The sequence below is a fragment of the Shewanella sp. MBTL60-112-B2 genome (assembly GCF_019655055.1).
Taxonomy (GTDB): domain Bacteria; phylum Pseudomonadota; class Gammaproteobacteria; order Enterobacterales; family Shewanellaceae; genus Shewanella.
In genome coordinates, this window is the sequence record NZ_BPFA01000005.1 from 161,067 (window position 1) to 184,958 (window position 23,892).

A 23,892-nucleotide genomic window follows, 5' to 3' on the forward strand; every position below is an offset into this window, starting at 1 on the left:
CTTACTGCTCCTCAGGATACCAGCGTTCAAGTAGCTCTTGAGAACGCTTAAGTTCGCTCTCCCAAGTATTGGCACCAACAACGACCGGTTTAAGTAAAATCACTAGCTCAGTCTTAACCGTTGAATTAGCGCGGTTAGTAAAAGCCTCACCAAGGAAAGGAATATCACCCAGTAGTGGAACCTTAGAAACCAGTTCAATATTCTCACTCTTCATCAAACCACCAATAACCACTACATCACCGCTTGCGGCCTTGATCACTGTATCTGACTCGCGGATCTCACTCTGTGCTAAAGGCAACTCTAGTGTGCTATCAGAGATCTTAATGCTCTTTACCTGCTCTTTAATGTCGATAACTGATGGGTGAATATGCAGTAGCACATTACCTTGCTCGTCGATTTGCGGAGTCACGTCTAAGGCGATACCTGAGAAGAAAGGAGTCAATTCAACTTCAGGGGTAGTTACAGGCGTGTTACCTGCCACCGTTGTTGAAGAAACGTCAGTCACAAAGTACTCGTCGGTACCGACTTTAATGACCGCTTTTTGGTTATTCGACGCTGTAACACGTGGGCTAGATAACACATCGACATCACCCTGAGTATCGAGCAAATTGATCATAGTGCTAAAATCTGAGCCCTCTAGCTTAATAGAAGTCACTCCGCCCAAAACGTTAGTGATAGTGTCACCCAATCCTGAGGTAGGGCTAGTACCAAAGCTAATATCAGTACTTCCTGCATGGCCTAATACACTTTCCCAGTGAATACCTTGCTGATAACCATCAGACAGGGTCACCTCCAGTACTTTGGCCTCAAGGATAACTTGGCGCTGCAAATGACTTTCAGCGGTCTTAATAAAGCTACGCACCTGCCTGATCTCGTTAGGGTAAGCTCTTACCGTCACTAGACCTGCCTGAGGAGTCACCACCACTTGGCGTCCGCCACCTGTGTTACCTATGATAGACACCAGCGTTTCTTTTAATTCGCCCCAAAAGTCAGACTTAGTCTTAGAGCGAATAAAGGTGCCGTTGGTTTGCTCATTGTTATTGCTATCAGAACTAGAATTTGAGTTCGAAGAATCGCTAAAGTTACTATTACTCCCGCTGTTACTATTGCTACCAGAGTTGGAGTTATTATCTGAAATTCGACCAGAGTTCACCGAAGTTAAAGACAAGCCTTGACGCTCCATATACAGGTAGTTCAACGAGAAAGTCTCGGTGCGCATGCCCGCAGGGAAAATACGTAAAATACGACCTTCGCGGCTGACTTCATAGCCGTAAATATCTTCTACAACCTGTAGTGCTTCTTTTAAGGTCACACTCTTTAACGATAAAGAAATTTTGCCTGTTACATCTGGATGCACCGCAACACTTAGCGGAGTGCCTTGAGCAAGACTGGGGAAGAAGACTTTGGCATCGACGTTATTAGCTGACACATCGAAACGACGCTCACTAGGTCTTGCGGGAGCAAACCCTTCTAACAAGCTGCTTGATGACAGTTCACGCTGAACATCGTCTGGCATGACTGCTGGCGGTGGCGTTGCTGTAGCCGCTTCTTTGGTCGCTAGAGACTCTGCCAGAGCTTGCTTAGACTCAACAGGATTGGGTCTATCTACTGTTTGGCAGGCCACTAAAAATAAAGACAGCAAAGGAGTAATATAGGTCAATGAGCGCATGTTAATTATAGTCCCTTAAAGTCTGTAATAGATTGAAACAATGTCAATTTACGGCCGTCTGCTAACGACACGCTGTCTTTACCAATATGCACAATTTTGACACCTTTTACACTTTCACCTAATGTGAAAATTTGATTATTTATCACAGCGTAAGCTGAGCTACCTTTGTTCACAATACTGTTAAGCACTAAGCTATTATTTACTGTCGATTTAACCGAGGTTGACTTTCCAGATGAATAACCTGGCTTAGTCGGATCTCGCAGCGTAGCAGCATTAAGGTTTAAACCTAAAGTACTACATAGGAACGCAATCAATAGCGCGCTAATCTTTTTGGGCAACACTGATAAAGTCCTTATTAATACTCAAAGTATAAAGTTCTAATGAAACAGAGGCCTTAGGATAGGTATCGACTCGATAGTCCATGCTGCGCCAATACAATTTGTTAGGCATACTTTCCACGGCTTCAAAAAACCTCAGAACGGCAAAGTAATCCCCCACAAATTCGAGACGAATACCGTGGCTGTACAAGTTAACTTTCTTATCTTCGCCCACCTCTAATAATGGAGTTGGGGCAATAGAAGTAAAGGATTTCAGCTTAATGCCTTTAATCTTTGAAAGCAGTCCTGCTAACAGCGTCGGCATATGATCGGCTGGGACCATATCAACCATCTGAAAAGACAGCTGCTCATCGATAGCTTTATTTTGCTGGTTAATATTGTTTAAACGCTGACGATAGTCATCATCGGGATCTTTGCGAAAGCTCTCTTCATAGAGCTGTATCTGCTGCTCAGAGATCCTATTTTCACTCTCAAGCGCTCGGATCTGCTCACTCAGTTTACCGTGCTGGTTTAGAGCTGACTCGAGTGGTAGATAAAACAGTAAGCCAGAAACAATCAGCGCAGCGAGAGCGACCAAAACTCGCTCACGCTGACTTAAGGCATCAAATTTCTCAGCGATTAAATTCCATTGTTGTTTCATTTAATCAACTCCTTACCTGTAGGAGTCGCATCACTTGTCAGCTTAAAGGCTAGCGGCTGGTTTTCACCTAAATTCATCGTCATAGTTGCAAAAGCATGGCCTTTAAGCGTTGTAGTGGTTTTTAAGCGCTCAATCCATAGTGGCACGTTCTCAGGGCTAGACGTAAAGCCTTCGAAAACAAAGTTTTTCTCATTAACTTGAATACGTTCGAGCCAAATACTCGAATCAGCTACGCGGGCAAGGTCTGTCATTAGTGGTGAATAACCATAACTTGTTAATACCTCTTGCTGACTAAGTTTACCAAACAGCTGTTGTTTCAACTCCAACTGCTGCGCTTTTAGGTTTACCTCGGCGACCAAGGCCTCACTTGGCCCCCGCTTCGCTAGTGCGGCTTCTAGATCTTTTTTCTCGGCATCAAGAGCTTGCTTGGTCTGCAGTCGCTGCGCTTGGTCTGACTCTAGGCTAGTATTCAATCCAAAGACCAGTGCGCTTGCGCATAGCAGCACGACCACAATCACCAGCATCGCTTGATTTAATCTTAAGAAAGATAAGCGTAACTCTGGTGGAAATAATGTATCGGAATAAAGGTTTACCCTTAATTTCATTGCAGCTGACCTCGCATCATTTCAGCTAAGGCCAGTTCAGCAAACCTTGTGTCAACTGAACCACCTTTATGGGGAGTGACGGCTTGATTAAAGTTGCCGCTAATTAGGTGCGCAAGCTGCTCACACTCACCATCGGTGACGAGCTCGATGGATGACACTGGCGCCTCTCGCAGTTGGCTCTCAAAGTAATCCATAGAACGCTGAATTTCTAAACTTAGGTTATCGGCGACGCCATAGGCTAAGTCTTCCGCAGAAATTTTATCAAGCTGTTGAAATCCGCGTACTCGACGCTGCATAAAGACCTCACCGCCTCTAACAACTGTTAGTAGTAACTCTTGTCCTTCACGATGACTTAATACCAGTCGGGCTTGATTGTCATTAAACAGATTACTCAACGCCATCTCTTCAATTGAAACACCCACAGTTTGAAAACCAGCGCTTTTAGCGGCCAACAATAAAGCGGTTAATAGCGACTTTTCAGTGACAACCACATTCACTTTATTACTGGTCTGTTTTGATGATTCGAAGTAATCCAAATGAATGTCGGTGACAGGCTGAGTCACAATATCCTTCACTGACCAAAGTAACGCGGCGTTGAGCTCTTCAGCTTGCACATTTGGCTTATCAACGAGTAAGAGTTGATAGAAATCGGCAGCTAATACTATTTCAATTTTTGCTAGGCCAAACTCTTTAGCCACTTGTGAGAATGCATTTTCCCAGTCGTGATGCTTAAATGAGAATGCCACCGCCTTAGCGCCCACGTCAGCGACTCCCCCCTGAAAGACTGATACTTTTTCTGCGCATATATAAATGCCTAACTCGAGTGTCGGTGCGGGTTTGCGCCAAAACTGAATATTATCAAACAGGCTTTTTTTCATTTATTTATGCCTTAAAAATTATCAAAAAATCTTATCGAAATGAGCATGTAAGATTGTGATGACCACTTAAATTGTATATTTAATACTGACAAATCATATCTAAACAGTGCAAGGCACTTATTATGCCATTAGTGTAGCGAGTTATCCCTGATTATTATAGATAAAACCCCAATTTAGGAATGACCAGCAACATTTACCAACAAATGCGAAACAAACTATACCTCTTCGATCGGCTCACTAAAGAAGCTCCCCTGACCTGCACTCACCCCTAAAATCTGCAGGGTTTGCCACTCCTCGAAGACCTCTACCCCTTCGGCACACACCTGCACTCCCGTTCTGAATAAACCTCCAATTAGGCTTCGTACAAACAGTTGGTTCTCTGCACGCAAATGGATTTGATTAACAATAGAGCGATGTAGCTTAATGAGAGAAATTGGGTAATGGTGAATATACTCTGTACTAACCACCTGTTGCCCAACACGGTCTACACTGATACTCGCCCCCATTTTATTGAGCATATCCAAGGGGTCTACAAGCTGCTCCTGATGATGAACTAAAATATCTTCATTCACTTCAAAGATAAGCCTAGGAGCTAGATGGCGATACTCGAGCAGTGTGGTCTTCAACCAGCGAACAAAAGCACGACTCATTAAAGTGTCTAAGCTCAAATTAATACTAAACTTGAGGCTGTTATCTTTATGTTTTGGTAACAGATCGAACAGAACCATCTCTATGACTTGGCGCTCAATTTGTGGGGTTAGACCACATTTTGTCGCCATTGGTAGAAACAAAGTAGCTCTAACAAGATTTCCCTGCGTATCTCGTAGCCGGCAAGTCACTTCTTGATGATGAGCATGGGAGTCACTGTCTACAACGGGCTGTGAAAATAGGAAAATCCGCTTACTAACCAAAACGTTTTCGAGAAAGCTACGCCAACGCACGGAACCTTTCGACAAGTCCCCATCAACAGCACCTTTATCATACATAAACCAGCTACTATTGCCTTGGAATTGCGCCGAACGTAATGCCAGCTCAGCCTCTTCGACTAAAGCATCTTTATCGTCTCCGACTTTAAAGTACGCTCCGCCGATATGAAAACAATCATCAGGAAGCTGAACCAGAGCGTTCATCTGATTCAAGACTAATCGCAATAGTTTGGCCACCAGCTGATCGGCTTCATTTTGCGAGATCTGCGGTACCACCACGGCAAATTGATTGTATGAACGCCTGGAGAAAATACTGTTAGCTTTATCCCCTAATATTTGATTAATGGTGGCAATAAGTTGAGACAGCAGCTCATCAACTTCGTACTCTCCAAGCTCATTGCTTAATAGGTCTAAATCTTCTATCTCTAATAAATACAATACCCCCGGAGTCATCATCCCAGAGTGATTACTGAGAGCATCGAGTCGGTTTTTTAAAAACAGTCGATTACCAATACCGGTACTGGCATCAAGAAATGTATTTGAGCGAATAAACTGATCGAAGCGAGCCCGCTCTTTATGGGCATCATCTAACTCGAGCAGTAAATGGGTAAGCGCTCGATTAATTAATCTAGGCTTACCATCGCCCTTTTCGGCCAGCGCCTTATCATGCTTACCCGACAGGATCAGGCTCGAACGCAGCGCCAGATCCTCAATGCCTGTGAGTTGCACCGAAAACCAGCGAAAACCAAAGCGGACAAATGTGAATACCGCCGCGCAACCTATGATGATAATCAAGAGCTCACCCCAACTCACATCGTCTTTACTAAATGGTTGGGGCAGAGTGAGCTTCATCATTAATTCCCCATCGCCAAGGGAGCTTTGGTAGTGAACGCCTCCTTCGATTGGTGTCGATGACAAATATTCAAAAATGGGCTGATTGTTTCGGGATAATGTAAAAGAATTAGCTCGGTAGGCACGCAGCAAGGGCGGCAACCATGCTTCAAGAGATTCACTCGCTTGTGGCGTATACTCTTGCTCAATTAGGTTTTCGAGTTCGGTCACTTTTTGCTGCTGAAAAGTGTAAGTTAACTGGATAAAGCTGACCATTGCGGTCAAGAAGCAGATAAATGCGACTCCAGCGAGCGACATCAGCCAAAAGCTAGTCAATTTTTTAGTTAGAATTCGAGTTAGTTTCATCAGTCCGCTTCCTGCAGGATCTTTTTATTGTGTCTGAATCAGCCTTCTCCAAACTGAAACGTTGGAAAATGGTGATAAAGCCAACCTTAGCTAGTTATCCTTCAGTTATACAGTAATCGAAAAACTATCGGCAACAAAAAAGGGCCCTTAGGCCCTTATTTTATGACTAGCACGAAGTGATTAAGACTCCATGTAGCCTTCTGGTAGCTGTTTAATTGTCGCAACACCCGACTCAATCGCAGCAATCGCTACGGCTTTTGCGACGTTTGGCAGAAGACGTGCATCGATTGGTTTAGGGATCACGTAATCAGGGCCAAACTCTAGTGAGTCAACATTAGGGTAAGCTGCTAGCACTGACGCAGGAACAGGCTCTTTGGCTAATGCGGCAATCGCGTGTACTGCTGCAATTTTCATCTCATCATTAATCTGTGAAGCGCGAACATCTAGCGCACCGCGGAAAATGAATGGGAAGCAAAGCACGTTGTTAACCTGGTTAGGATAGTCACTACGACCGGTACCCATAATCAAATCTTTACGCACATCGTGAGCCAGTTCAGGCTTAATTTCAGGATCTGGATTAGAACAAGCAAAAATTACAGGCTTATCGGCCATCAATGCTACATCTTCAGCACCTAATACATCTGGGCCCGAAAGACCTAGGAATACATCAGCACCTTTAATCACATCTTGCAGCGTACGCTTATCAGTGTTGTTAGCAAATAACGCCTTATACTCGTTAATGTCGTCACGACGAGTATGAATAACACCTTTTCTATCTAGCATGTAAACGTTTTCGCGCTGAGCGCCACAGTTCACAATCATTGTCATACAGGCAATAGCAGCTGCGCCAGCACCCATACATACAAACACGGCTTCTTCGATAGACTTGCCTTGAATTTCCAGTGCGTTAATCATACCAGCCGCAGTCACAATCGCGGTGCCATGCTGGTCATCGTGGAATACAGGCACGTTACAACGTTCAATCAGTGCTTTTTCAATCTCAAAACACTCAGGTGCTTTGATATCTTCAAGGTTAATACCACCAAACGTGTCGGCAATTGCTTCAACGGTGTTGATGAACTCTTCAGACGTTCTATGTTTAACTTCAATGTCTGTAGCGTCGATATTCGCAAAGTGTTTGAAAAGTAGCGCTTTACCTTCCATTACTGGCTTAGAGGCCAATGGGCCTAAATTACCTAAACCTAAGATTGCTGTACCATTTGAGATAACAGCAACAGTATTGCCTTTACCTGTATAGCGGTACGCATTATCTGGATTAGCCGCAATTTCACGGACAGGTTCAGCTACGCCTGGACTATATGCTAAGGCGAGGTCCATGCTGGTTTCTGCTGGCTTGGTTAGGCAAACTGCTGTTTTGCCTGGAACGGGGAATTCATGATAATCGAGGGCTTGTTGACGAAGATCTGCCATTTTTCTAATCCTGAGTGCGACTAATAATATCCTGAGCGAAAGGTCGACAACTAAAAGGTTAATCACGCTGCTCATTAAAGATACATTTACAAGGTACTTTAATTGAACAAAAAACAGTTAGTTGATAGCCGCTAAGATACTTGAATCTCAGGTCATTTCAAATAAGTTCTTCTCATTTTTTAACTTTATCGCTATATATTATTCCTAAGGGCTATTTTTCAAGGTTATCTGGGATGGATGCGTGGCATTTAGCCGATATTTACCGTAAGAAAAATACAACTTACCCCGCACAATCACGGCAGTTTCGAGCAGATTTAGCGTCAAAATGTTACTAAACTTACCAATATCTTGCTGAGACATCATCACCACTAAGTTATTGTCGATTTTAAGCTCAAAATTTTGACCTTTTCTTTCATAACCAGTGACCACACCTCTGACCTCTAACCATTTATTGGCATCATTGCGCGAAAGCGCATTTGTTAGCTTGGCTTGATAATCCTTAACACTCCAAAGTCCAACTTGATCTTGGCGGGCGACTTGCTCAACTTTACTCAAACATTTCCAAAAATAATCATTCTGATAGACCCTTGCCTTGGCAAAGCCATTAGCTAACATCAACTCTTGCAGATGCTGTAATTCTTGTGTGTAAACATAAGCGAGTGTGCGCCCAAAAGGATCTAAACGCCGCTTATCAAAAGCGAGTAGCAGAGGCTGCCCGGGTTTAATGCGATCCGATAAATACGCTTTAGCTGAAGTCGCGTAAGGCTGAGAAAGTGCTGGAAATTGAAAATCGATTTCTGGCGAATCGATACCGATAAGGCGGATTAATCGACCATCAGTTAAAGTGAGGGTATCGCCATCATTGACGTAATCTAGGGTCACAGTTTCATCAAACTGAGTCGGAATACACTGGCTTGCTCGCAAGGAAAAAGCTTGCAAAGACAACAGTAGAACTGCCAATACTTTTATTCGTTCCATGTCGCCGCTCTCCCCTAAAACTATTACTAAGCTAATCGTATCGGGACACTCACCCCAATCAGTATAAAACTATCACGAGCCCACAACTGATAGCTATCCAAACAGGAGCAAGATGAGTTATGGCTGAATTTTAGATAGCAAAAAGGCGCCAGAAGGCGCCTTTTTTAAATTCATTGCAGAAGTAATTACTTCTTGCCAAGTGCACCAAAGCGCTTGTTGAACTTGTCGATACGTCCGCCAGTATCCATAACTTTCTGGGTACCAGTGTAGAACGGGTGACATGCACCACATACGTCTAGGTGTAAATCTTTACCTACAGTAGAGTTAATCTTGATAACGTTACCACAAGTACAAGTTGCAGTGATTTCTGCATAATCAGGATGAATGCCTGGTTTCATTGGAATTACCTCAGTAAAAGGCCATGTCGCTCTTCCAACCCGAAGTCGGACACCACATGCAGTTAAAATAAAATTATTTAGGCGGCGAATACTACAGCATATAAATGATAGATTCAAGCAATGCAATGCGTGATCAATAAATAATCTTTCACCACCACGCAGAGCCTACGCTAAATAGGGGCTGGAGCCTATATATTCCTCTAAATAGCCCTCTAAAATTAGGCTTCAAAATAGTCCTATAAAATATTATTTCATTGCATCAAACTGCTTCTCTGCCGCCTTAGCATCAGCGTACTTTTCCAGAGTGTCCATTGATGGACATTCCAATTGCGCCATGGCTTTTAAGCCATGAATACTCTGCTTATTAAACGCCTTAGGGTTTGCCTCAAAGATAGCCAGCATCGCGCCAAAAGGGCTGATCCCCCATTGCTTAGACTGTCGATTCGCGATTCGCCACAAACTCTCGGTACCATTGAACTCAACTTGGCAGTCATCTAAACGGCTAACAATGACATCTGCACCACTGACCCTAATGCCACTATTTAACGCCATCGCTTTTGCTTCTGACTGAGTTCTATTTCCGCTAGTTAACATACCACTCTTGCTAGCATGACTGTTCATTTCCAGTTCCGGAGCATTAGCATTGAACAGGCTTAATACTTTGACCTGATGCCAGCGATTAACTCGGTACTCCTTCACAATCAACTGCGCATCTTTATCGACAACATCGTCGATGCCAGTGACTTCAACCATAAAAGTAGTCAGAGGCTGAGAGAGCAACCGCTCTTCACCACTCGCCTGACGAATAAAAAACTGAACTTTGTTCAAGTTACTGTGAGATGACACAATATTGAGCTTTAAGCTGGGGTACTGACCAAGCTCAAACTGCCGCTCATTAATACTAACGTGGGACACCTCAGCCTGGGCTGTGGACAGCATCAATATGCCAGCTAATACCCATATGACTCTCTTCATTAAAGTGCTTCCTAATCAAACCATTTGTTAATTATTTTTATAAAGCGTAAATCGCACATTCAGCTATTAACATCGACACTTATCGTGTGAGATGCAAGTGCTATAACAGCTTTTTCTGTTGCATAACTCCAAAAGCTGAATCCCTAGCCCACCTTCTACAGAGATAAATCAACGCAATGACTAATAAAATAAATTGTCGCTAGCTCTGATTAAATAGGCTCGGTACACTTAAAGCCAGTATCCTTTCGAGTCTGTAACCCTATGCCTTTGTTTGTTGAGGTCGCACTTCCTGTACCAATGCGACAAAACTTTAGCTATCAAGTGCCTGAAAATATCACCATTACGCCTCAAAAAGGCATGCGTGTACAAGTGCCATTTGGTCGCCAACAACTCATAGGTTTGATTACAGCTACCAGTGATAGCTGCTCGCTGACACCTAAGCAGATCAAGCCGATTATAGCCATTCTCGATACCGAGCCGCTGTTACCTGAATCACTTTATAAATTAACAGCTTGGGCCGCAAGATATTACTTTTGTAGTCTAGGGCAAATGCTTTCACAGGCCATTCCTGTGGCGCTGCGTAAAGGCGCTGAAGTCAAAGCATCAACCGTCAGCTATTGGACGTTAACGCAAGCAGGTAAAGAAGCTGATATTAATCAGTTAAACCGTGCCCCCGCACAACGTAAGTTGCTACACAGCCTACATGAGCGAGATCTAGAACTTAGCGAAATAACCAGCCTTGAACTTAGCAAGGCGGCAGTCAAAGCCTTAGATGAAAAAGGTTGGATTGAAAAGAAAAGCCGAACGCTGGCTATAGACTTAAGCTGGCGTAGTGAGCTTGAGATGACCGAAGAGCCCCACCGGCTCAACCCAGAACAAGCCATTGCCGTCGCGACGTTAACTCAGCAAACAGGCTATCACTGCACCTTGCTCGAGGGTGTCACGGGCTCAGGTAAAACTGAAGTCTATCTGGCCATGCTAGAAACCATTCTCAGGCAAGGTAAACAAGCTTTAGTACTAGTGCCTGAAATCGGCCTGACACCGCAAACCATTAATCGCTTTAGACGCAGATTCAATGTCAAAGTGGCGGTGATCCACTCAGGGTTAACCGACAATCAAAGATTGGATGCCTGGCGCCAGGCCAAATCTGGCGAAGCGGCGATTATTATCGGCACCCGCTCGGCGCTGTTTACCCCAATGCTTTACCCAGGCGTGATCATCTTAGATGAAGAGCATGACTCGAGCTTTAAGCAGCAGGAGGGTGTTGGCTATCATGCGCGCGATTTAGCCGTAATGCGTGGCCATTTAGAACAGATCCCTGTGCTTTTAGGTACAGCAACGCCTTCGCTTGAGACACTGCAAAATGCACTTAGTGGGCGCTATCAACACTTGCACTTGGGCAAGCGCGCAGGCGCGGCAGAAAAAGTGCGCCAAGGTATCGTCGATATTCGCAATCAGCCACTGCGATCGGGTATGTCACACGCACTATTAAATGAGATGCGCATTCACCTCGATGCAGGCAATCAGGTTATTCTGTTTTTAAACCGCCGCGGTTTTGCCCCGGCACTGATTTGCCATGAGTGCGGCCATTTACATGAATGCGACCGCTGTGATGCCTTCTTTACTGTGCATCAAGCACTTGGTGAAATTCGCTGCCATCACTGCAGTAATCAATACGCAATTCCAAGACAATGCCACAGTTGCGGCAGTACCATGCTTGCAGGCCAAGGCGTGGGCACCGAGCAATTGGCCTCTTTTTTAGAGAAAGAGTTTCCAAATCATCCAGTGGTGCGTATCGATAGAGATACCACTCGTAATAAGGGCTCACTCGAAGAACACCTCAATGCGATTCACAAAGGTGAGTATAAAATTCTTGTCGGTACCCAGATGCTCGCCAAGGGGCATCACTTTCCAGATGTGACCTTAGTGGGCCTGCTCGATGTCGACGGCGCGCTGTTTAGCGCTGACTTTAGAGCGCCGGAACGCTTTGGTCAGCTCTATACGCAGGTATCGGGCCGCGCTGGCCGCGCCACTAAACCTGGCACCGTACTGCTACAGACCCATCAAAGCGATAACGCCATGCTGCGCGAGCTGATGCATAAAGGCTACGGTGAGTTTGCCCGCAACCAGCTGTTTGAGCGCACTCAAGCTCTGCTGCCACCCGCTTGGCATATGATTCTGATCCGCGCCGAAGCCCACCAGGCTATCGACGCAGATAACTTGCTAAGCCAGATTGGTGCTCTACTGCCTCAAGACGAAGAATGTGAGGTGATTGGCCCCATGCCTGCACCACTCGATAGGAAAGCTGGCAAATATCGTCGCCAGTTATTATTTCAGACTAAAAACCGTAATAGACTGCAGCTAGAATTTGAACGTGCATTGCCGCAAATCGAGCAACTGCCGCTGGCTAAAAAATGTCGTTGGAGCATAGATAGAGACCCGCAAGATCTGCTTTAACACGACTTTATCCATATCAATGCAGAAAAAGTTCGCTAGAGGATAGTAATTCACCGCCACTAGCGGCTAAAATAGTCGGTTACCCCTTAATATTTTCTTTATGTAAGTGTCGATCAAACGCCAATGAAATCACATACTCAATCTTTACTCGCTGAATCTTTAAATGCCCTTAAACAACAAGGGATTGTTCCTGCTGATTTTGAAGCTCGTATTCAGGTCGACCGAACGAAAGATAAGAGCCACGGTGATTTTGCGACTAACTTGGCAATGATGCTAACTAAAGCTGCGGGCAAGAATCCGCGTGAAATTGCACAACTGCTAATTGATAACCTACCAACTTCAGCTCACGTTGAGAAAGTAGAGATCGCAGGCCCTGGTTTTATCAACTTCTTTATTGATGATAATGCCCTTGCTAACCAATTGATGACCGCTTTAAACAGCGACACATTTGGTATCGAGCTACCAACACCACAAACCGTAGTTGTCGATTACTCTTCACCAAACCTTGCCAAAGAGATGCACGTAGGCCACCTACGTTCAACTATTATTGGTGACAGTGTGGTGCGCGCCCTAGAATTTATGGGCCATAAGGTTATCCGTCAAAACCACGTGGGTGACTGGGGAACTCAGTTCGGTATGCTGCTTGCTTACATGGAAGAGCTTCAAGCTGCCAATGGCGAGCAAGCCAAAATGGAACTGTCTGATCTAGAGACATTCTATCGCGCCGCTAAAGTCCGCTTCGATGAGTCAGAAGAATTCGCTACCCGTGCACGTAAGCTTGTGGTGGCACTGCAATCAGGCGATGAATACTGCAACAAACTATGGCGCGAATTTAACGATATCTCACTAAGCCATTGTCATGAGCTATATGAACGTTTAGGCGTAAGCCTAACGCGCGCCGATGTTCGCGGCGAAAGCGCTTATAACAACGATTTAGCACAAGTAGTTGCTGACTTAGACTCACAAGGCCTATTGTCTGAAAGCAATGGCGCAAAAGTTGTTTTCCAAGACGAATTTAAAAACAAAGAAGGCGAGCCTCTACCGGTTATTATCCAAAAAGCCGATGGCGGTTACTTGTATGCCACCAGCGATTTAGCTGCGATGCGTTACCGCTCAAATGTACTAAACGCTGACCGCGCACTGTACTTTGTTGATTTACGTCAGGCGCTACACTTCCAGCAAGTATTTAAGCTAGCTAAAACCGCTAAATTTGTTCGTGAAGAAATGAGCTTCGAGCACATGGGCTTTGGTACCATGAACGGTGAAGATGGTCGTCCATTCAAAACTCGTTCTGGCGGAGTAGTTAAACTGATCGATTTGTTAAAAGAAGCCGATACACGCGCACTTGAACTTGTTCGTAGCAAGAACCCAGATATGGATGAAGCAGAACTTGTTGAGATTGCCCGTGTTGTAGGTATTGCCTCAGTTAAGTATGCAGACCTTTCTAAGAACCGTGCTAGTGACTACATCTTCAGCTTCGAGCAGATGCTGAGCTTCGAAGGTAACACAGCGCCTTACCTACTTTACGCCTACACCCGTGTAGCGGGTATTTTCAAGCGTGCTCAAGACGTTGATTTAAGCGATGCGAAAATCATTCTAGAACACGAAAAAGAAAAAGACCTAGGCACTAAGCTAGCGCAGTTTGGCGAAGTTATGGCACGTATGGTGAACAAAGGGCAGCCTCATGCACTTTGCGGTTACCTATTCGAGCTTGCTGGTGCCTTCTCAAGCTTCTACGAAGCATGCCCAGTATTGGCCGCAGATACAGAAGAGTTGAAGAAGAGCCGTCTATTATTGTCGCAGCTTACCGCTAAGACACTAAAACAAGGCTTAAACCTGCTTGGTCTAGAAACTTTAGAACGGATGTAAGCTTTAGCTCATGACAAATCGTGATTATGCAAATCGTAAGCCTGCTCGAAAAGGTAAGAACAGCGCTCGCAAAAAGAGCTCAAAAGGGAGTGCCCCTAGGCGCTTCCCTATTCTGCTGTTGCTTATCACGCTTGCAGGGCTAGGTGGCTTTGGTTATTTATTGTGGATTTTAGCCAGCAGTGATGAACCAACACCAGCTGCAGTGGTTGTAGAAAAGCCTAAACCAAAGCCTGCCAAGAAAGATCCTGACGCCCTTCCTCCAGTACCAAAGGAAGAGTGGACCTACCTTGAAGAGCTAGAGAACAAGAAGGTTGAAGTCGACCTTCCTGATGTCTCAGATAAACCTAAGCGTCCTTATCAGATGCAGTGCGGCTCATTTAGAAAAGAGTCTCAGGCTAATGAGCTAAAAGCGATTATCGCTTTCCAAGGTTTAGAGGCTCAAGTACGTAAAGTCAAAGGCAGCAGTGGCATCTGGTATAAGGTTGTGCTGGGTCCTTACGACAAGAAGCGAGACGCCGAAAGACAGCGCCATGTGCTGCAAAATTCCGGCACCAATGGCTGTCAGATCTGGTTCTGGGAAGGTTAAGCCAATCTCAGTTATAAAAACGCTGCCCCGTGCAGCGTTTTTTTATGGCTGCAGATCCTGCCTGCCCTTGATATTCAATTCCGCATCCCCATATCTCTAGTATCGTCAACCAGTAGGCATAACGCCTCTGGCTAGAGAAGAGGATTTATTGTGACCACAATCGTATCAGTACGCCGAAATAACCAAGTTGTTATCGCCGGTGATGGCCAAGTTTCTCTCGGTAACACCGTTATGAAAGGCAATGCTAAAAAAGTTCGTCGTTTGTACCACAACAAGGTACTTGCGGGCTTTGCTGGCAGTACAGCCGATGCATTCACCCTATTTGAGCGTTTTGAAGCTAAGCTTGAAATGCACCAAGGTCACCTAATGCGCGCCGCCGTTGAAATGGCTAAAGACTGGCGTTCAGATAAAGTTCTGCGCAAACTAGAAGCTCTACTTGCCGTGGCCGACGCTGAATCTTCATTAATCATTACAGGTAACGGTGATGTTGTTCAGCCTGAAAATGATCTTATTGCGATTGGTTCCGGTGGCGCTTTTGCCCAATCAGCAGCAACTGCATTGCTCGAAAACACTGACTTAAGTGCATTAGAAATTGCTGAAAAATCGCTAACAATTGCAGGTAACATTTGTGTGTTTACCAACCAATTTAAGACTATTGAAGAATTAAAGTACTAAGCGACTCAGTCGTTTATACGAAAGATGCTGCAGAGCATGAGGAAAGATTATGTCTGAGATGACACCACGTGAAATTGTTCACGAGCTAGATAGCCACATTATTGGTCAACAAAAAGCTAAGCGCTCGGTAGCTATTGCCCTACGTAACCGCTGGCGCCGTATGCAGCTTGCTGCAGACTTACGCCAAGAAGTGACGCCAAAGAATATTCTTATGATTGGCCCAACTGGTGTAGGTAAAACTGAAATTGCTCGTCGTCTAGCCCGCCTAGCTAAAGCGCCTTTCATCAAGGTAGAAGCGACAAAGTTCACTGAAGTGGGCTATGTGGGTAAAGAAGTTGAACAGATCATTCGCGATCTTACCGACTCAGCCATCAAGCTGACCCGTGAAGAACAAATTAAAAAGTGTAAATTCCGCGCAGAAGAAGCCGCTGAAGAGCGTATTTTAGATGCATTGCTGCCTAAGCCAAAAGAGGATTGGGATAGCGAAAAATCAGATAGTAGCGCAACGCGTCAAATCTTCCGTAAGAAGCTTCGCGAAGGTCAGCTAGACGATAAAGAAATTGAAATTGATATTGCCGCACCACAGGCTGGCATCGAGATCATGTCTCCTCCAGGAATGGAAGAGATGACAAACCAGCTGCAAAGCATGTTCCAAAACATGGGGCCAGGTGCCAGTAAGCGTCGTAAGATGCCAATCAAAGAAGCTTATAAGCTATTGATTGAAGAAGAAGCGGCTAAGCTAGTTAATCAAGATGACTTGAAAGAGCAAGCGATTGAGCTTGTTGAGCAACACGGCATCGTGTTCCTAGATGAGATCGATAAGATCTGTAAGCGTGGCGAATCGTCAGGCCCTGATGTGTCTCGCGAAGGTGTTCAGCGTGATCTACTGCCCCTTGTTGAAGGTTGTACAGTTAACACTAAACACGGCATGGTAAAAACCGACCATATCTTGTTTATCGCATCGGGTGCATTCCAGATGTCTAAGCCATCTGATCTGATCCCTGAGCTACAAGGCCGTTTACCAATTCGTGTTGAGTTAGATGCATTAACTGCAGGTGACTTTAAACGTATTTTGACTGAGCCGCATGCATCATTAACTGAACAGTATATTGCGTTGATGGGCACTGAAGGCGTGACAATTGAGTTTACCGAAGACGGTATCGACAGCATTGCAGAAGCCGCTTGGCAAGTTAACGAGCGCACTGAAAATATCGGTGCACGTCGTCTACACACTGTTATGGAGCGCCTAATGGAAGAGCTTTCTTATGAAGCATCTGACAAGTCAGGCTCTGTTACCGTTATCGATGCGGCTTATGTTAAAGCAAGCTTAGATAACTTAGTGCAAGACGAAGACTTAAGCCGCTATATTCTATAAGCTAAAGCTAGAGTATCAGCTTAAGTTCGTTGCCAATCAAATGGCAAAATTAGTGATAGCGATTAAGGACATTTACGGACTTAATCGCTATTCTGTTTCTAATACCCTTAAAATCATATCGGTTAATAGATGACTCAAGATATCAGCACACCAAACGTTGCAGCGCTAAAGCTAAAGCGTAAATCTCGCCAGCTTGAAATGACTTTCGATAACGGTGAAACCCACCAGCTAAGTTGTGAAATGCTTCGGGTGTATTCGCCTTCGGCAGAGGTGCATGGCCACGGTAACCCTGTGCTTGTCACCCATAAGAAGAACGTCAATATCACCGCAATTGATCCTGTTGGGAATTACGCCGTTAAAATCACATTCGATGACGGCCATAATACCGGACTGTTTTCTTGGAAAGTGTTACACGACCTTGCCACTCATCAAGTGGATTTATGGGAAAAATATCTTGCTCGCCTACGCGCCGCTAAAGCCAGCCGTGAGCCACTGATCGATATGGCAGTGAAGTACCACAAGTAACCTCATCAGGTTCCAGAACCGAGATCGCCTGACCTTGGCGATCTCAACGTTAAGCCATAGTAATACATGCCCACAACTCACTATTAACTGCCAGCCTTCCCCCTTATACCAATCAGTATAAACATTTAGTCACTCAGCGGGAGTTTAGCGGTTTTGAGGCAAGGCAACGAGTGAAGAGCATAGTTGCTCTACGTTCGAGCTCGTTAACACAGCATCAGAATCGCTAAAACTCGCCATTCTGGAACGTTTTTGGCTGCCTACTTCTGCGTTGAATAGCTTTATAAGGGAATAACCATTATTGCAGCTATTCATCTTGAATTAGTTTGCCAAAAATCGTTCTGAGTTGATCAAATTCTTATACTGATTGGTATTACTAGCCACTCCTAACCTGCGATGCTCACCAGCAGTCAAGTAACAAAAGCCAACTCAAACTCATTATCTTGTAAAAAGACAAGCTGAATAACAAAAATGGCCCATATATCACTCGATGCGGACTTATGTCCTCTAGGCATTCTTGTATGACAATTATTATCGTCTGTAATCAAAAAAGAGGATTACTCATGACTGCACATATCAGTGGCAAAGCAGGCGATTTTGCTGAAACTATTATCATGCCGGGCGACCCGCTTCGCGCAAAGTACATCGCAGAAAACTTCCTAGAAGATGCGGTAGAAGTCACCAATATTCGTAATATGCTTGGATTCACCGGCTTCTATAAAGGTCAGCGGATCTCTGTGATGGGTCATGGTATGGGTATCCCATCTATGGTGCTTTATGCCCATGAACTTGTCGCAGACTTCGGTGTTAAACGTATCATTCGTGTTGGTAGCCTAGGAGCGACTCAGCATGATGTAAAAATCAATGACGTCATTCTAGCTCAAGCCGCAGGCACAGACTCGCCAACCAATGCTAAGCGCAGCAGCGGTTATCAAATGGCAACATCTGCCACTTTTGACCTGCTACACAAGGCCTACACTATTGCCCAGCAAAAGCAGATCAACGTTAAAGTCGGTAACGTGTTTAGTGGCGATATGTATTACGACCCAGACGAAGACATGATCCCAGCTCTTGAGCGTTTCGGTGTACTAGGTGTGGATATGGAAGTGGCTGGCCTATATGGTCTTGCTCACCATAAAGGTTTTGAGTCCCTCGCAATTTTAACGGTATCGGATCACTGCTTAACTGGCGAAGAGACCAGTGCAGAGGCTCGCCAGTTAACCTTCAATCAAATGATCGAGCTGGCGTTAGAAACAGCCTGTCAGTAAATCTAAGATAAGCCGCTACAAGCCTAGCTTGCAGCGGCTTAGTTTTTACTAACTAGTTCTATTAATAAGTTTTAGTAATTAACTTTAGCTCTTGATACAGCAAAATTAGGAATGGATGATGAAAAACAAAATCTCCTTAACCTTGCTTAGCTTTCTCGCCAACTTCGTGATGGCGGGTTTTGCGACGCAGTTCGGTATGCTTATTGAACCTATTAGCGATAAGTTCTCAGCTAACGTCAATGAAGTTGCCTCAATATTCTCTTTACTTAATGGTGGTGCCTTAGCTGGTACCATTGCAGCCTTCTTCTTAATTGAAAAAATTGGCGTAAAACGCATTACCCTGCTCAGTTACGTTAGCATTGCATTGAGCGCAGCGGCGCTTCACTTCACGGGCTCTTTGAGCGTGGTAATGGTGGCAATGACTATAATTGGCTTATGTGGTGGTGTAGGCCTTTGTATCGCAGGCACAATTGTGGTTTCCGTGTGGAAAGATAAGATCCAAAGCACTATGTTAGTGGTACAGGATGCCACCTTTAACGTAGCTGGCGTTGTATTTCCGCTTATCACCACATATGCACTTAGCAATGCATTATCTTGGAGTTACAGCTATCTAGCAGTGGGTATTGTTGCTCTAGCCACCGCAGCTATCGCACTGGCTACCAACTTCGAACTATGCGAAACCAAGAGCGAAAGTGAGCAGAGCAAAGACAAATCTGAATGGAACATTGGTATCATCAGCGGCGGTTTAGGCTTGTTCCTCGGTATGCTAGCGCTTTACACTTTTCTTACCTGGGCGCCTATGTTCGTTAAGACTAAGTTCGACATCCCATTTGAAGACGCGGGCAATATCATTACCCAGTATTGGTCTGCTGCACTAGTGGGAGCGCTTGTTTCAACTCTTATTGTGACTCGAGTTAAAATCCAGCATTTTCTAATGGGCGTTATTTCACTGGCATTTGTGATCACCAGCCTTATTGTCACCACTGAAAACCTTAGCTGGATTGGCTACTTAACCTATGGATATGGCTTTGCTTGTGCGGCCCTGTATAACGCGTTTATCGCTTACGGCGTATCGTTTGTGAAAAATGCCAGCAGTCGTAATGTCTCCTACATCTTAATAAGTGGTAGCGCCGGCGCCATGTTTAGCCCAGCAATCAGCTCACTATTTGAAAGTATCATCGGCTTACAAACTGTGATGTATGCGATTCCGGTTATTTACGGATTAATTATTATAATGTTGGTGCTATCTAACCGCCAGAAGTCAGCACTACCATTACAAGCTGCATAGCCACGCTAGAGTAATAACTAGATGACCCTAGCCTAGATTTTGGCTAGGGTTATTCTATAAAGGCCTTCAACCCTTCAAGATCACAAATAATCAGCCCCTCTTTCTCTCGCTTGATAAGTGCAAGATCCTCGAGTTTTTTAATTGCGCGGCGATAAACTCTATCAGTTGTCGCGAATCGTTCGGCTTCTAAATAACACTTAGTAAAACCTTCTACTGGTTGGTCATTCAAGTACTGATGATATAGATCGTATGCAATATTGTAGGCAATGGGATAGAGCATTCGGCGGGTAAAGATATCTACAGTGTCTTGATAATCGATGGCGATAGCACTGGCAAAAAACAGTGCAAATTTCGGTGTCTTTACCAATGCTTGCTGCAGTTTATCGCCATTGATGATAGAAACTTCCAATGCTTCTTCTGCAATGATATCTAGCTGGCACAGATAGCCGGTAAAAAACTCCATCTCACCAAATAGCTGTGAGTCACAGGTCATGGTGCCAAGTTGAAAACTGCGACCATTTCTGGCGGTATACCCCATGGATATACGACCATTATTCACTAGGGTCAACGCATTCACCTGTTGGCCTTGCTCCATCAATTTATGCTGCGCCATTACCGTTTTTGTCTCGGTAATACACTCTCGCATGATCTGCTCAATAGCATCATGTTCTTGCTGCCACAGTGATTGGAAGCGACCTTTAGCGAGTGGTTTTAGCTGCATAGTGATCTATTTGAAATTCAGGCGATGGATAGTGGTAATTATACGCCTATGTGAGCCATAGGTCATAGCCCGGCTAAACTCGAGGTCTAATCCATAGCCGTTTAAACCTCTCCTCGTTGCACCAACCTGCTGTCACCATTTAGCTAAGGGCTTTGCCTATAGCTAAGGACTTTTTACCTACAGCTAAAGGCTTTAATATCTGCGCTAAGGGCTTTCTACCTGTAGCTAAAGACTGCGCTAAGGGCTTTTTTTCTGCCAACTCATTGGCAAAGAAACTTCTTTCCATAGTGACCGACATAAAGTATCGGGTTGATTCCAATCCCCCTTTAGCAACCAAGTGACTAGTGCATCACCCACTTCGGGATAACAAATCGGTTCAGGCATTGGCGATTTAAGCCAGCGGCGTAAAGCGTCGGGCTCTAAACTCTGCTTCATACACTCTGCCGCCCCCAACAACTCCAGCGCTGCGACATTAGATAACTGCTCAAACTGACCGAGTAAGGGTTTTATTAATAGCTTTTTACCTAAGGTTAGCGCTTCGCTTGCCAGTTCAAATCCCGCATTACCTATTACACCACCACAGCTAGCCATCGCCGCTTTAAAGCCACTTCGATCAAAACCGTGCCACTGAATATGCTCAGGAAGGGTTTGCGAAGATGCGCTTGCATGGTAAACCAAGAAGTTATAATCGCTAAAAGGCGTGAGAAACTTGACGATCTCATCGGCAGACTCAAACGGCAAGTAGACTAATATTTGATGAGCTAGCTGCTGCTCGACCTTATCGACTTCGACAAATGGCGGCAAAATTGGAAAGCCGAAATGGTGCCAATGGCAGCCCAATGCAATATCCACTGGAGCAAAGTAGTTTAGCAGCGTATCGCTCAGCCAATTATCGCCCACTTTTGGTACCGCAAACTTCAATGCAGCCTGATGACTTATTCCTATCGAAGGGATCCCCTGATTCTTTGCCGCCCAAGCCGATACAGGTTCAAAGTCATTTAACACTAGATCATAGCCACTAAGGTCGAGATTCTTTACGTCTTTAAAGAAACCGAACCAGGCATTGTCTTTTGCGGTTTTCGCCACGCTCACTCGGCCATTTTCAGTGGAAAATGTGAGTCCAGACTGGACTCGGTATTCACCAAAACATTGCATATCAAAGAAACGCTCGGGCGTACGACCGGAAAAGAAGAAGTCAACATCTACACCCTGACGCTGCAGCGCTTTAGCCATCACTCGAGCACGACTTAAGTGACCATTCCCCGTACCTTGAACACCATAAAGAATTCGCAAATAGCCCCCTAGATGAATTGCTGACTCAGTAATACAGACACAATCCCAAGAATTGCACCAGCGACGATGTCCATTGGATAATGAACACCAAGCACTATACGGGCTAAGCCAATGGCGACAGCCCAAGCTACGACGATATAAAACAATTGCGGGTAAATTAGGTAGATACTAGTAGCCATAACAAAGGCTGCTGCCGTATGACCTGACGGAAGGCTAAATTTGTCGGCAGGCTCAAAACTGGCTGCTCCATCACTTAAGGCGTGACATGGCCTAGGCCTACGGATCATATTCTTAAGCGCAAAATACAATGGCAGTTCAACAAGGTATGCGGCAACCATAGTGTTTAATAACGCTTCGCCCCGACTATCTATAATTAGACATATCACCGCTAAGTATAAGTACACAGGCCCATTGCCTGATGCCGATAACCTTAATGCGAGTGTTTGCAATCCATGTTGTTGGCCTTGTTGCACAACATAGTAGTAGAGCTTTCTGTCAAACGACGTTATTGAAGTCATTATTTCCGCCTCCATCTGTCTTATGATAGGAAGCTATGAAAACTCTATGACACCACAGTGACAGGCTATGTATAGTTTTATGACATTGTGTCGACGCACTGCAGTTCTTGAGGATTAAGTGAAGGAGTTGCCCATGTTAACCAACCTAAGGCAAAAGCAGTAGGCTGGCTGAACACTGATGACTTGGTTTATTCCGCAGCGAGTGAAGGGTTATTGCGATTGCGGTACAGCTTGAGCAAGTGGTAAATGTTGATACAAGCAACAAAGGCGTTCATACCGGCCACTGGCCAGGCTTCAATTGATGCGCCATAAATGACGAACAAGGTACAGCCAGTAAAGTTGAGGCATCTCAACCAAATAATGTCTTTCATCATTAGTGAAATAGCCACCATCACTGAGGCGGCATAGCCAATGATTTCAATAGTATTAACAGCTTCCATAAGGCACCTTTTTTAGGCCCTATGCCTTCCCTAAGCTAACTGGGGGTTCCTTGCCCCTAAAGCGGGTCAAAATTAAAGTTTAAGTTAAATTATCTGACGACATGCTAACAAAAATGAACGCTATTTGTAATAAAAAAACGTCATTTAATGACCTTAATCATATTTTAGTGTTTTTATTGACCACCAAGAAGAAATATTACTACAACAACTACAAGCTTGTCTTATTTAGACAATTGCGTGATTGATAACGCTTTTATTTTTAAGAATCCCTTATATACTGAGTGCAATTACTTGTTTGCTCGGACTTCTGAGCATCTCTATCTATCAGGAGTGTTCTTATGGAATACAACACCTCAGAACTTTGTGACACTTATATCGATGTTGTAGATGTTGTCGAACCCATGTTCAGTAATTATGGGGGTTGTAACTCTTTTGGTGGCTGTATCAGCACCATTAAATGTTTTGAAGACAACGGTCTTATCATTGATGCAGTGCAAGAAGATGGAGAAGGCAAAGTACTACTAATTGATGGCGGTGGTTCACTACGTCGTGCCCTTCTAGACGCTAGAATTGCAGAAGCTGCGGTAGCCAATAACTGGGAAGGCATTATCGTTTACGGAACCGTCCGTGATGTTGATGCACTCGAAGATCTAGACATAGGTATTCAAGCATTAGCCTCGATTCCTGTCGGTGCAGACAGCAATGCCGTCGGCGAACTTGAGATCCCTGTTAACTTTGGTGGTGTAACTTTCCTACCTGGCGATCATGTTTACGCTGATAACACTGGCATCATCCTGTCGCCAGAGCCGTTAGACATCGACTAAATTCCGTCGCAGTTAACCGCA

Annotated in this window: 23 protein-coding genes; 9 read left to right on the forward strand and 14 right to left on the reverse strand. The window is 44.7% G+C overall.

The features are described 5' to 3' along the window. Position 1: 1 nt before the first annotated feature. From mshL to K5Q73_RS04925, 10 genes are all read right to left on the reverse strand, one after another. Positions 2-1,669 carry a pilus (MSHA type) biogenesis protein MshL gene (gene mshL, locus K5Q73_RS04880; RefSeq protein ID WP_220762042.1) on the reverse strand — a complete coding sequence of 556 codons (1,668 nt, stop codon included), beginning with the start codon at positions 1,667-1,669 and terminating at the stop codon, positions 2-4. Positions 1,670-1,674: 5 nt separating this feature from the next. Further along, positions 1,675-2,010, reverse strand: a complete 336-nt coding sequence (locus K5Q73_RS04885) for an MSHA biogenesis protein MshK (protein ID WP_220762044.1) — start codon at positions 2,008-2,010, stop codon at positions 1,675-1,677. Further along, on the reverse strand, positions 1,991-2,647 hold the full coding sequence (locus K5Q73_RS04890; RefSeq protein ID WP_220762045.1) for a type 4a pilus biogenesis protein PilO: 657 nt from the start codon (positions 2,645-2,647) through the stop codon (positions 1,991-1,993). Before K5Q73_RS04890 ends, K5Q73_RS04885 begins: the two co-directional genes overlap by 20 nt. Further along, positions 2,644-3,252, reverse strand: a complete 609-nt coding sequence (locus K5Q73_RS04895; protein ID WP_220762047.1) for a PilN domain-containing protein — start codon at positions 3,250-3,252, stop codon at positions 2,644-2,646. Before K5Q73_RS04895 ends, K5Q73_RS04890 begins: the two co-directional genes overlap by 4 nt. Then, positions 3,249-4,130, reverse strand: a complete 882-nt coding sequence (locus tag K5Q73_RS04900) for an MSHA biogenesis protein MshI (protein ID WP_220762049.1) — start codon at positions 4,128-4,130, stop codon at positions 3,249-3,251. The genes K5Q73_RS04895 and K5Q73_RS04900 overlap by 4 nt, the downstream gene beginning before the upstream one ends. Positions 4,131-4,345: 215 nt before the next feature. Then, entirely contained in the window at positions 4,346-6,253 is a 1,908-nt protein-coding gene (gene csrD / locus K5Q73_RS04905) for an RNase E specificity factor CsrD (protein WP_220762051.1), read from the reverse strand. 180 nt (positions 6,254-6,433) lie between these two features. Continuing rightward, a complete protein-coding gene (locus K5Q73_RS04910; protein ID WP_220762053.1) occupies positions 6,434-7,684 on the reverse strand; it encodes a malic enzyme-like NAD(P)-binding protein in 1,251 nt (416 codons plus the stop codon). A 204-nt stretch (positions 7,685-7,888) separates the two neighbouring features. Next, on the reverse strand, positions 7,889-8,662 hold the full coding sequence (locus tag K5Q73_RS04915; RefSeq protein WP_220762055.1) for a thermonuclease family protein: 774 nt from the start codon (positions 8,660-8,662) through the stop codon (positions 7,889-7,891). 185 nt (positions 8,663-8,847) lie between these two features. Continuing rightward, complete coding sequence (rpmE, locus tag K5Q73_RS04920) at positions 8,848-9,060, reverse strand: 50S ribosomal protein L31 (RefSeq protein WP_220762057.1); 213 nt, start codon at positions 9,058-9,060, stop codon at positions 8,848-8,850. A gap of 246 nt (positions 9,061-9,306) precedes the next feature. Next, a complete protein-coding gene (locus K5Q73_RS04925; RefSeq protein ID WP_220762059.1) occupies positions 9,307-10,035 on the reverse strand; it encodes a FimV/HubP family polar landmark protein in 729 nt (242 codons plus the stop codon). Between the two features lie 261 nt (positions 10,036-10,296). Here K5Q73_RS04925 and priA point away from each other — a divergent pair, with 261 nt between their 5' ends. From priA to tsgA, 8 genes are all read left to right on the forward strand, one after another. Continuing rightward, entirely contained in the window at positions 10,297-12,492 is a 2,196-nt protein-coding gene (gene priA, locus K5Q73_RS04930; RefSeq protein WP_220762060.1) for a primosomal protein N', read from the forward strand. A 123-nt stretch (positions 12,493-12,615) separates the two neighbouring features. Further along, a complete protein-coding gene (argS, locus tag K5Q73_RS04935; protein WP_220762062.1) occupies positions 12,616-14,361 on the forward strand; it encodes an arginine--tRNA ligase in 1,746 nt (581 codons plus the stop codon). Positions 14,362-14,371: 10 nt separating this feature from the next. Next, on the forward strand, positions 14,372-14,947 hold the full coding sequence (locus K5Q73_RS04940; RefSeq protein WP_220762064.1) for an SPOR domain-containing protein: 576 nt from the start codon (positions 14,372-14,374) through the stop codon (positions 14,945-14,947). A 150-nt stretch (positions 14,948-15,097) separates the two neighbouring features. Further along, a complete protein-coding gene (gene hslV / locus K5Q73_RS04945) occupies positions 15,098-15,622 on the forward strand; it encodes an ATP-dependent protease subunit HslV (RefSeq protein WP_012156974.1) in 525 nt (174 codons plus the stop codon). 49 nt (positions 15,623-15,671) lie between these two features. Beyond that, a complete protein-coding gene (hslU, locus tag K5Q73_RS04950) occupies positions 15,672-16,997 on the forward strand; it encodes an ATP-dependent protease ATPase subunit HslU (RefSeq protein WP_220762066.1) in 1,326 nt (441 codons plus the stop codon). A 129-nt stretch (positions 16,998-17,126) separates the two neighbouring features. Continuing rightward, positions 17,127-17,522, forward strand: a complete 396-nt coding sequence (locus tag K5Q73_RS04955; protein ID WP_220762067.1) for a gamma-butyrobetaine hydroxylase-like domain-containing protein — start codon at positions 17,127-17,129, stop codon at positions 17,520-17,522. A gap of 560 nt (positions 17,523-18,082) precedes the next feature. Next, the gene (deoD, locus tag K5Q73_RS04960) at positions 18,083-18,787 is read left to right on the forward strand and encodes a purine-nucleoside phosphorylase (protein ID WP_220762075.1); all 705 of its coding nucleotides are present in this window, start codon (positions 18,083-18,085) and stop codon (positions 18,785-18,787) included. A gap of 118 nt (positions 18,788-18,905) precedes the next feature. Next, entirely contained in the window at positions 18,906-20,075 is a 1,170-nt protein-coding gene (tsgA, locus tag K5Q73_RS04965; protein ID WP_220762077.1) for an MFS transporter TsgA, read from the forward strand. A 49-nt stretch (positions 20,076-20,124) separates the two neighbouring features. On the opposite strand, the gene K5Q73_RS04970 is transcribed toward tsgA, so the two are convergent. The 4 genes from K5Q73_RS04970 to K5Q73_RS04985 form a co-directional block, all read right to left on the reverse strand. Beyond that, the gene (locus tag K5Q73_RS04970) at positions 20,125-20,796 is read right to left on the reverse strand and encodes a Crp/Fnr family transcriptional regulator (RefSeq protein ID WP_220762079.1); all 672 of its coding nucleotides are present in this window, start codon (positions 20,794-20,796) and stop codon (positions 20,125-20,127) included. Between the two features lie 237 nt (positions 20,797-21,033). Beyond that, positions 21,034-22,089, reverse strand: a complete 1,056-nt coding sequence (locus K5Q73_RS04975) for an MJ1255/VC2487 family glycosyltransferase (RefSeq protein WP_220762081.1) — start codon at positions 22,087-22,089, stop codon at positions 21,034-21,036. 8 nt (positions 22,090-22,097) lie between these two features. Further along, the gene (locus K5Q73_RS04980; RefSeq protein ID WP_220762145.1) at positions 22,098-22,610 is read right to left on the reverse strand and encodes a phosphatase PAP2 family protein; all 513 of its coding nucleotides are present in this window, start codon (positions 22,608-22,610) and stop codon (positions 22,098-22,100) included. Between the two features lie 185 nt (positions 22,611-22,795). Beyond that, a complete protein-coding gene (locus K5Q73_RS04985; protein ID WP_220762083.1) occupies positions 22,796-23,047 on the reverse strand; it encodes a YgjV family protein in 252 nt (83 codons plus the stop codon). A 338-nt stretch (positions 23,048-23,385) separates the two neighbouring features. Here K5Q73_RS04985 and rraA point away from each other — a divergent pair, with 338 nt between their 5' ends. Continuing rightward, positions 23,386-23,871, forward strand: a complete 486-nt coding sequence (gene rraA, locus K5Q73_RS04990) for a ribonuclease E activity regulator RraA (RefSeq protein ID WP_220762094.1) — start codon at positions 23,386-23,388, stop codon at positions 23,869-23,871. Positions 23,872-23,892 lie beyond the last annotated feature (21 nt).

Coding starts and splice junctions, on each gene's coding strand:
- mshL (WP_220762042.1), bottom strand. CDS start 1,669: ATGCGCTCATTGACCTATATTACTCCTTTGCTGTCTTTATTTTTAGTG.
- K5Q73_RS04890 (WP_220762045.1), bottom strand. CDS start 2,647: ATGAAACAACAATGGAATTTAATCGCTGAGAAATTTGATGCCTTAAGT.
- K5Q73_RS04895 (WP_220762047.1), bottom strand. CDS start 3,252: ATGAAATTAAGGGTAAACCTTTATTCCGATACATTATTTCCACCAGAG.
- K5Q73_RS04900 (WP_220762049.1), bottom strand. CDS start 4,130: ATGAAAAAAAGCCTGTTTGATAATATTCAGTTTTGGCGCAAACCCGCA.
- csrD (WP_220762051.1), bottom strand. CDS start 6,253: ATGAAACTAACTCGAATTCTAACTAAAAAATTGACTAGCTTTTGGCTG.
- K5Q73_RS04910 (WP_220762053.1), bottom strand. CDS start 7,684: ATGGCAGATCTTCGTCAACAAGCCCTCGATTATCATGAATTCCCCGTT.
- K5Q73_RS04915 (WP_220762055.1), bottom strand. CDS start 8,662: ATGGAACGAATAAAAGTATTGGCAGTTCTACTGTTGTCTTTGCAAGCT.
- rpmE (WP_220762057.1), bottom strand. CDS start 9,060: ATGAAACCAGGCATTCATCCTGATTATGCAGAAATCACTGCAACTTGT.
- K5Q73_RS04925 (WP_220762059.1), bottom strand. CDS start 10,035: ATGAAGAGAGTCATATGGGTATTAGCTGGCATATTGATGCTGTCCACA.
- priA (WP_220762060.1), top strand. CDS start 10,297: ATGCCTTTGTTTGTTGAGGTCGCACTTCCTGTACCAATGCGACAAAAC.
- argS (WP_220762062.1), top strand. CDS start 12,616: ATGAAATCACATACTCAATCTTTACTCGCTGAATCTTTAAATGCCCTT.
- K5Q73_RS04940 (WP_220762064.1), top strand. CDS start 14,372: ATGACAAATCGTGATTATGCAAATCGTAAGCCTGCTCGAAAAGGTAAG.
- hslU (WP_220762066.1), top strand. CDS start 15,672: ATGTCTGAGATGACACCACGTGAAATTGTTCACGAGCTAGATAGCCAC.
- K5Q73_RS04955 (WP_220762067.1), top strand. CDS start 17,127: ATGACTCAAGATATCAGCACACCAAACGTTGCAGCGCTAAAGCTAAAG.
- deoD (WP_220762075.1), top strand. CDS start 18,083: ATGACTGCACATATCAGTGGCAAAGCAGGCGATTTTGCTGAAACTATT.
- tsgA (WP_220762077.1), top strand. CDS start 18,906: ATGAAAAACAAAATCTCCTTAACCTTGCTTAGCTTTCTCGCCAACTTC.
- K5Q73_RS04970 (WP_220762079.1), bottom strand. CDS start 20,796: ATGCAGCTAAAACCACTCGCTAAAGGTCGCTTCCAATCACTGTGGCAG.
- K5Q73_RS04985 (WP_220762083.1), bottom strand. CDS start 23,047: ATGGAAGCTGTTAATACTATTGAAATCATTGGCTATGCCGCCTCAGTG.
- rraA (WP_220762094.1), top strand. CDS start 23,386: ATGGAATACAACACCTCAGAACTTTGTGACACTTATATCGATGTTGTA.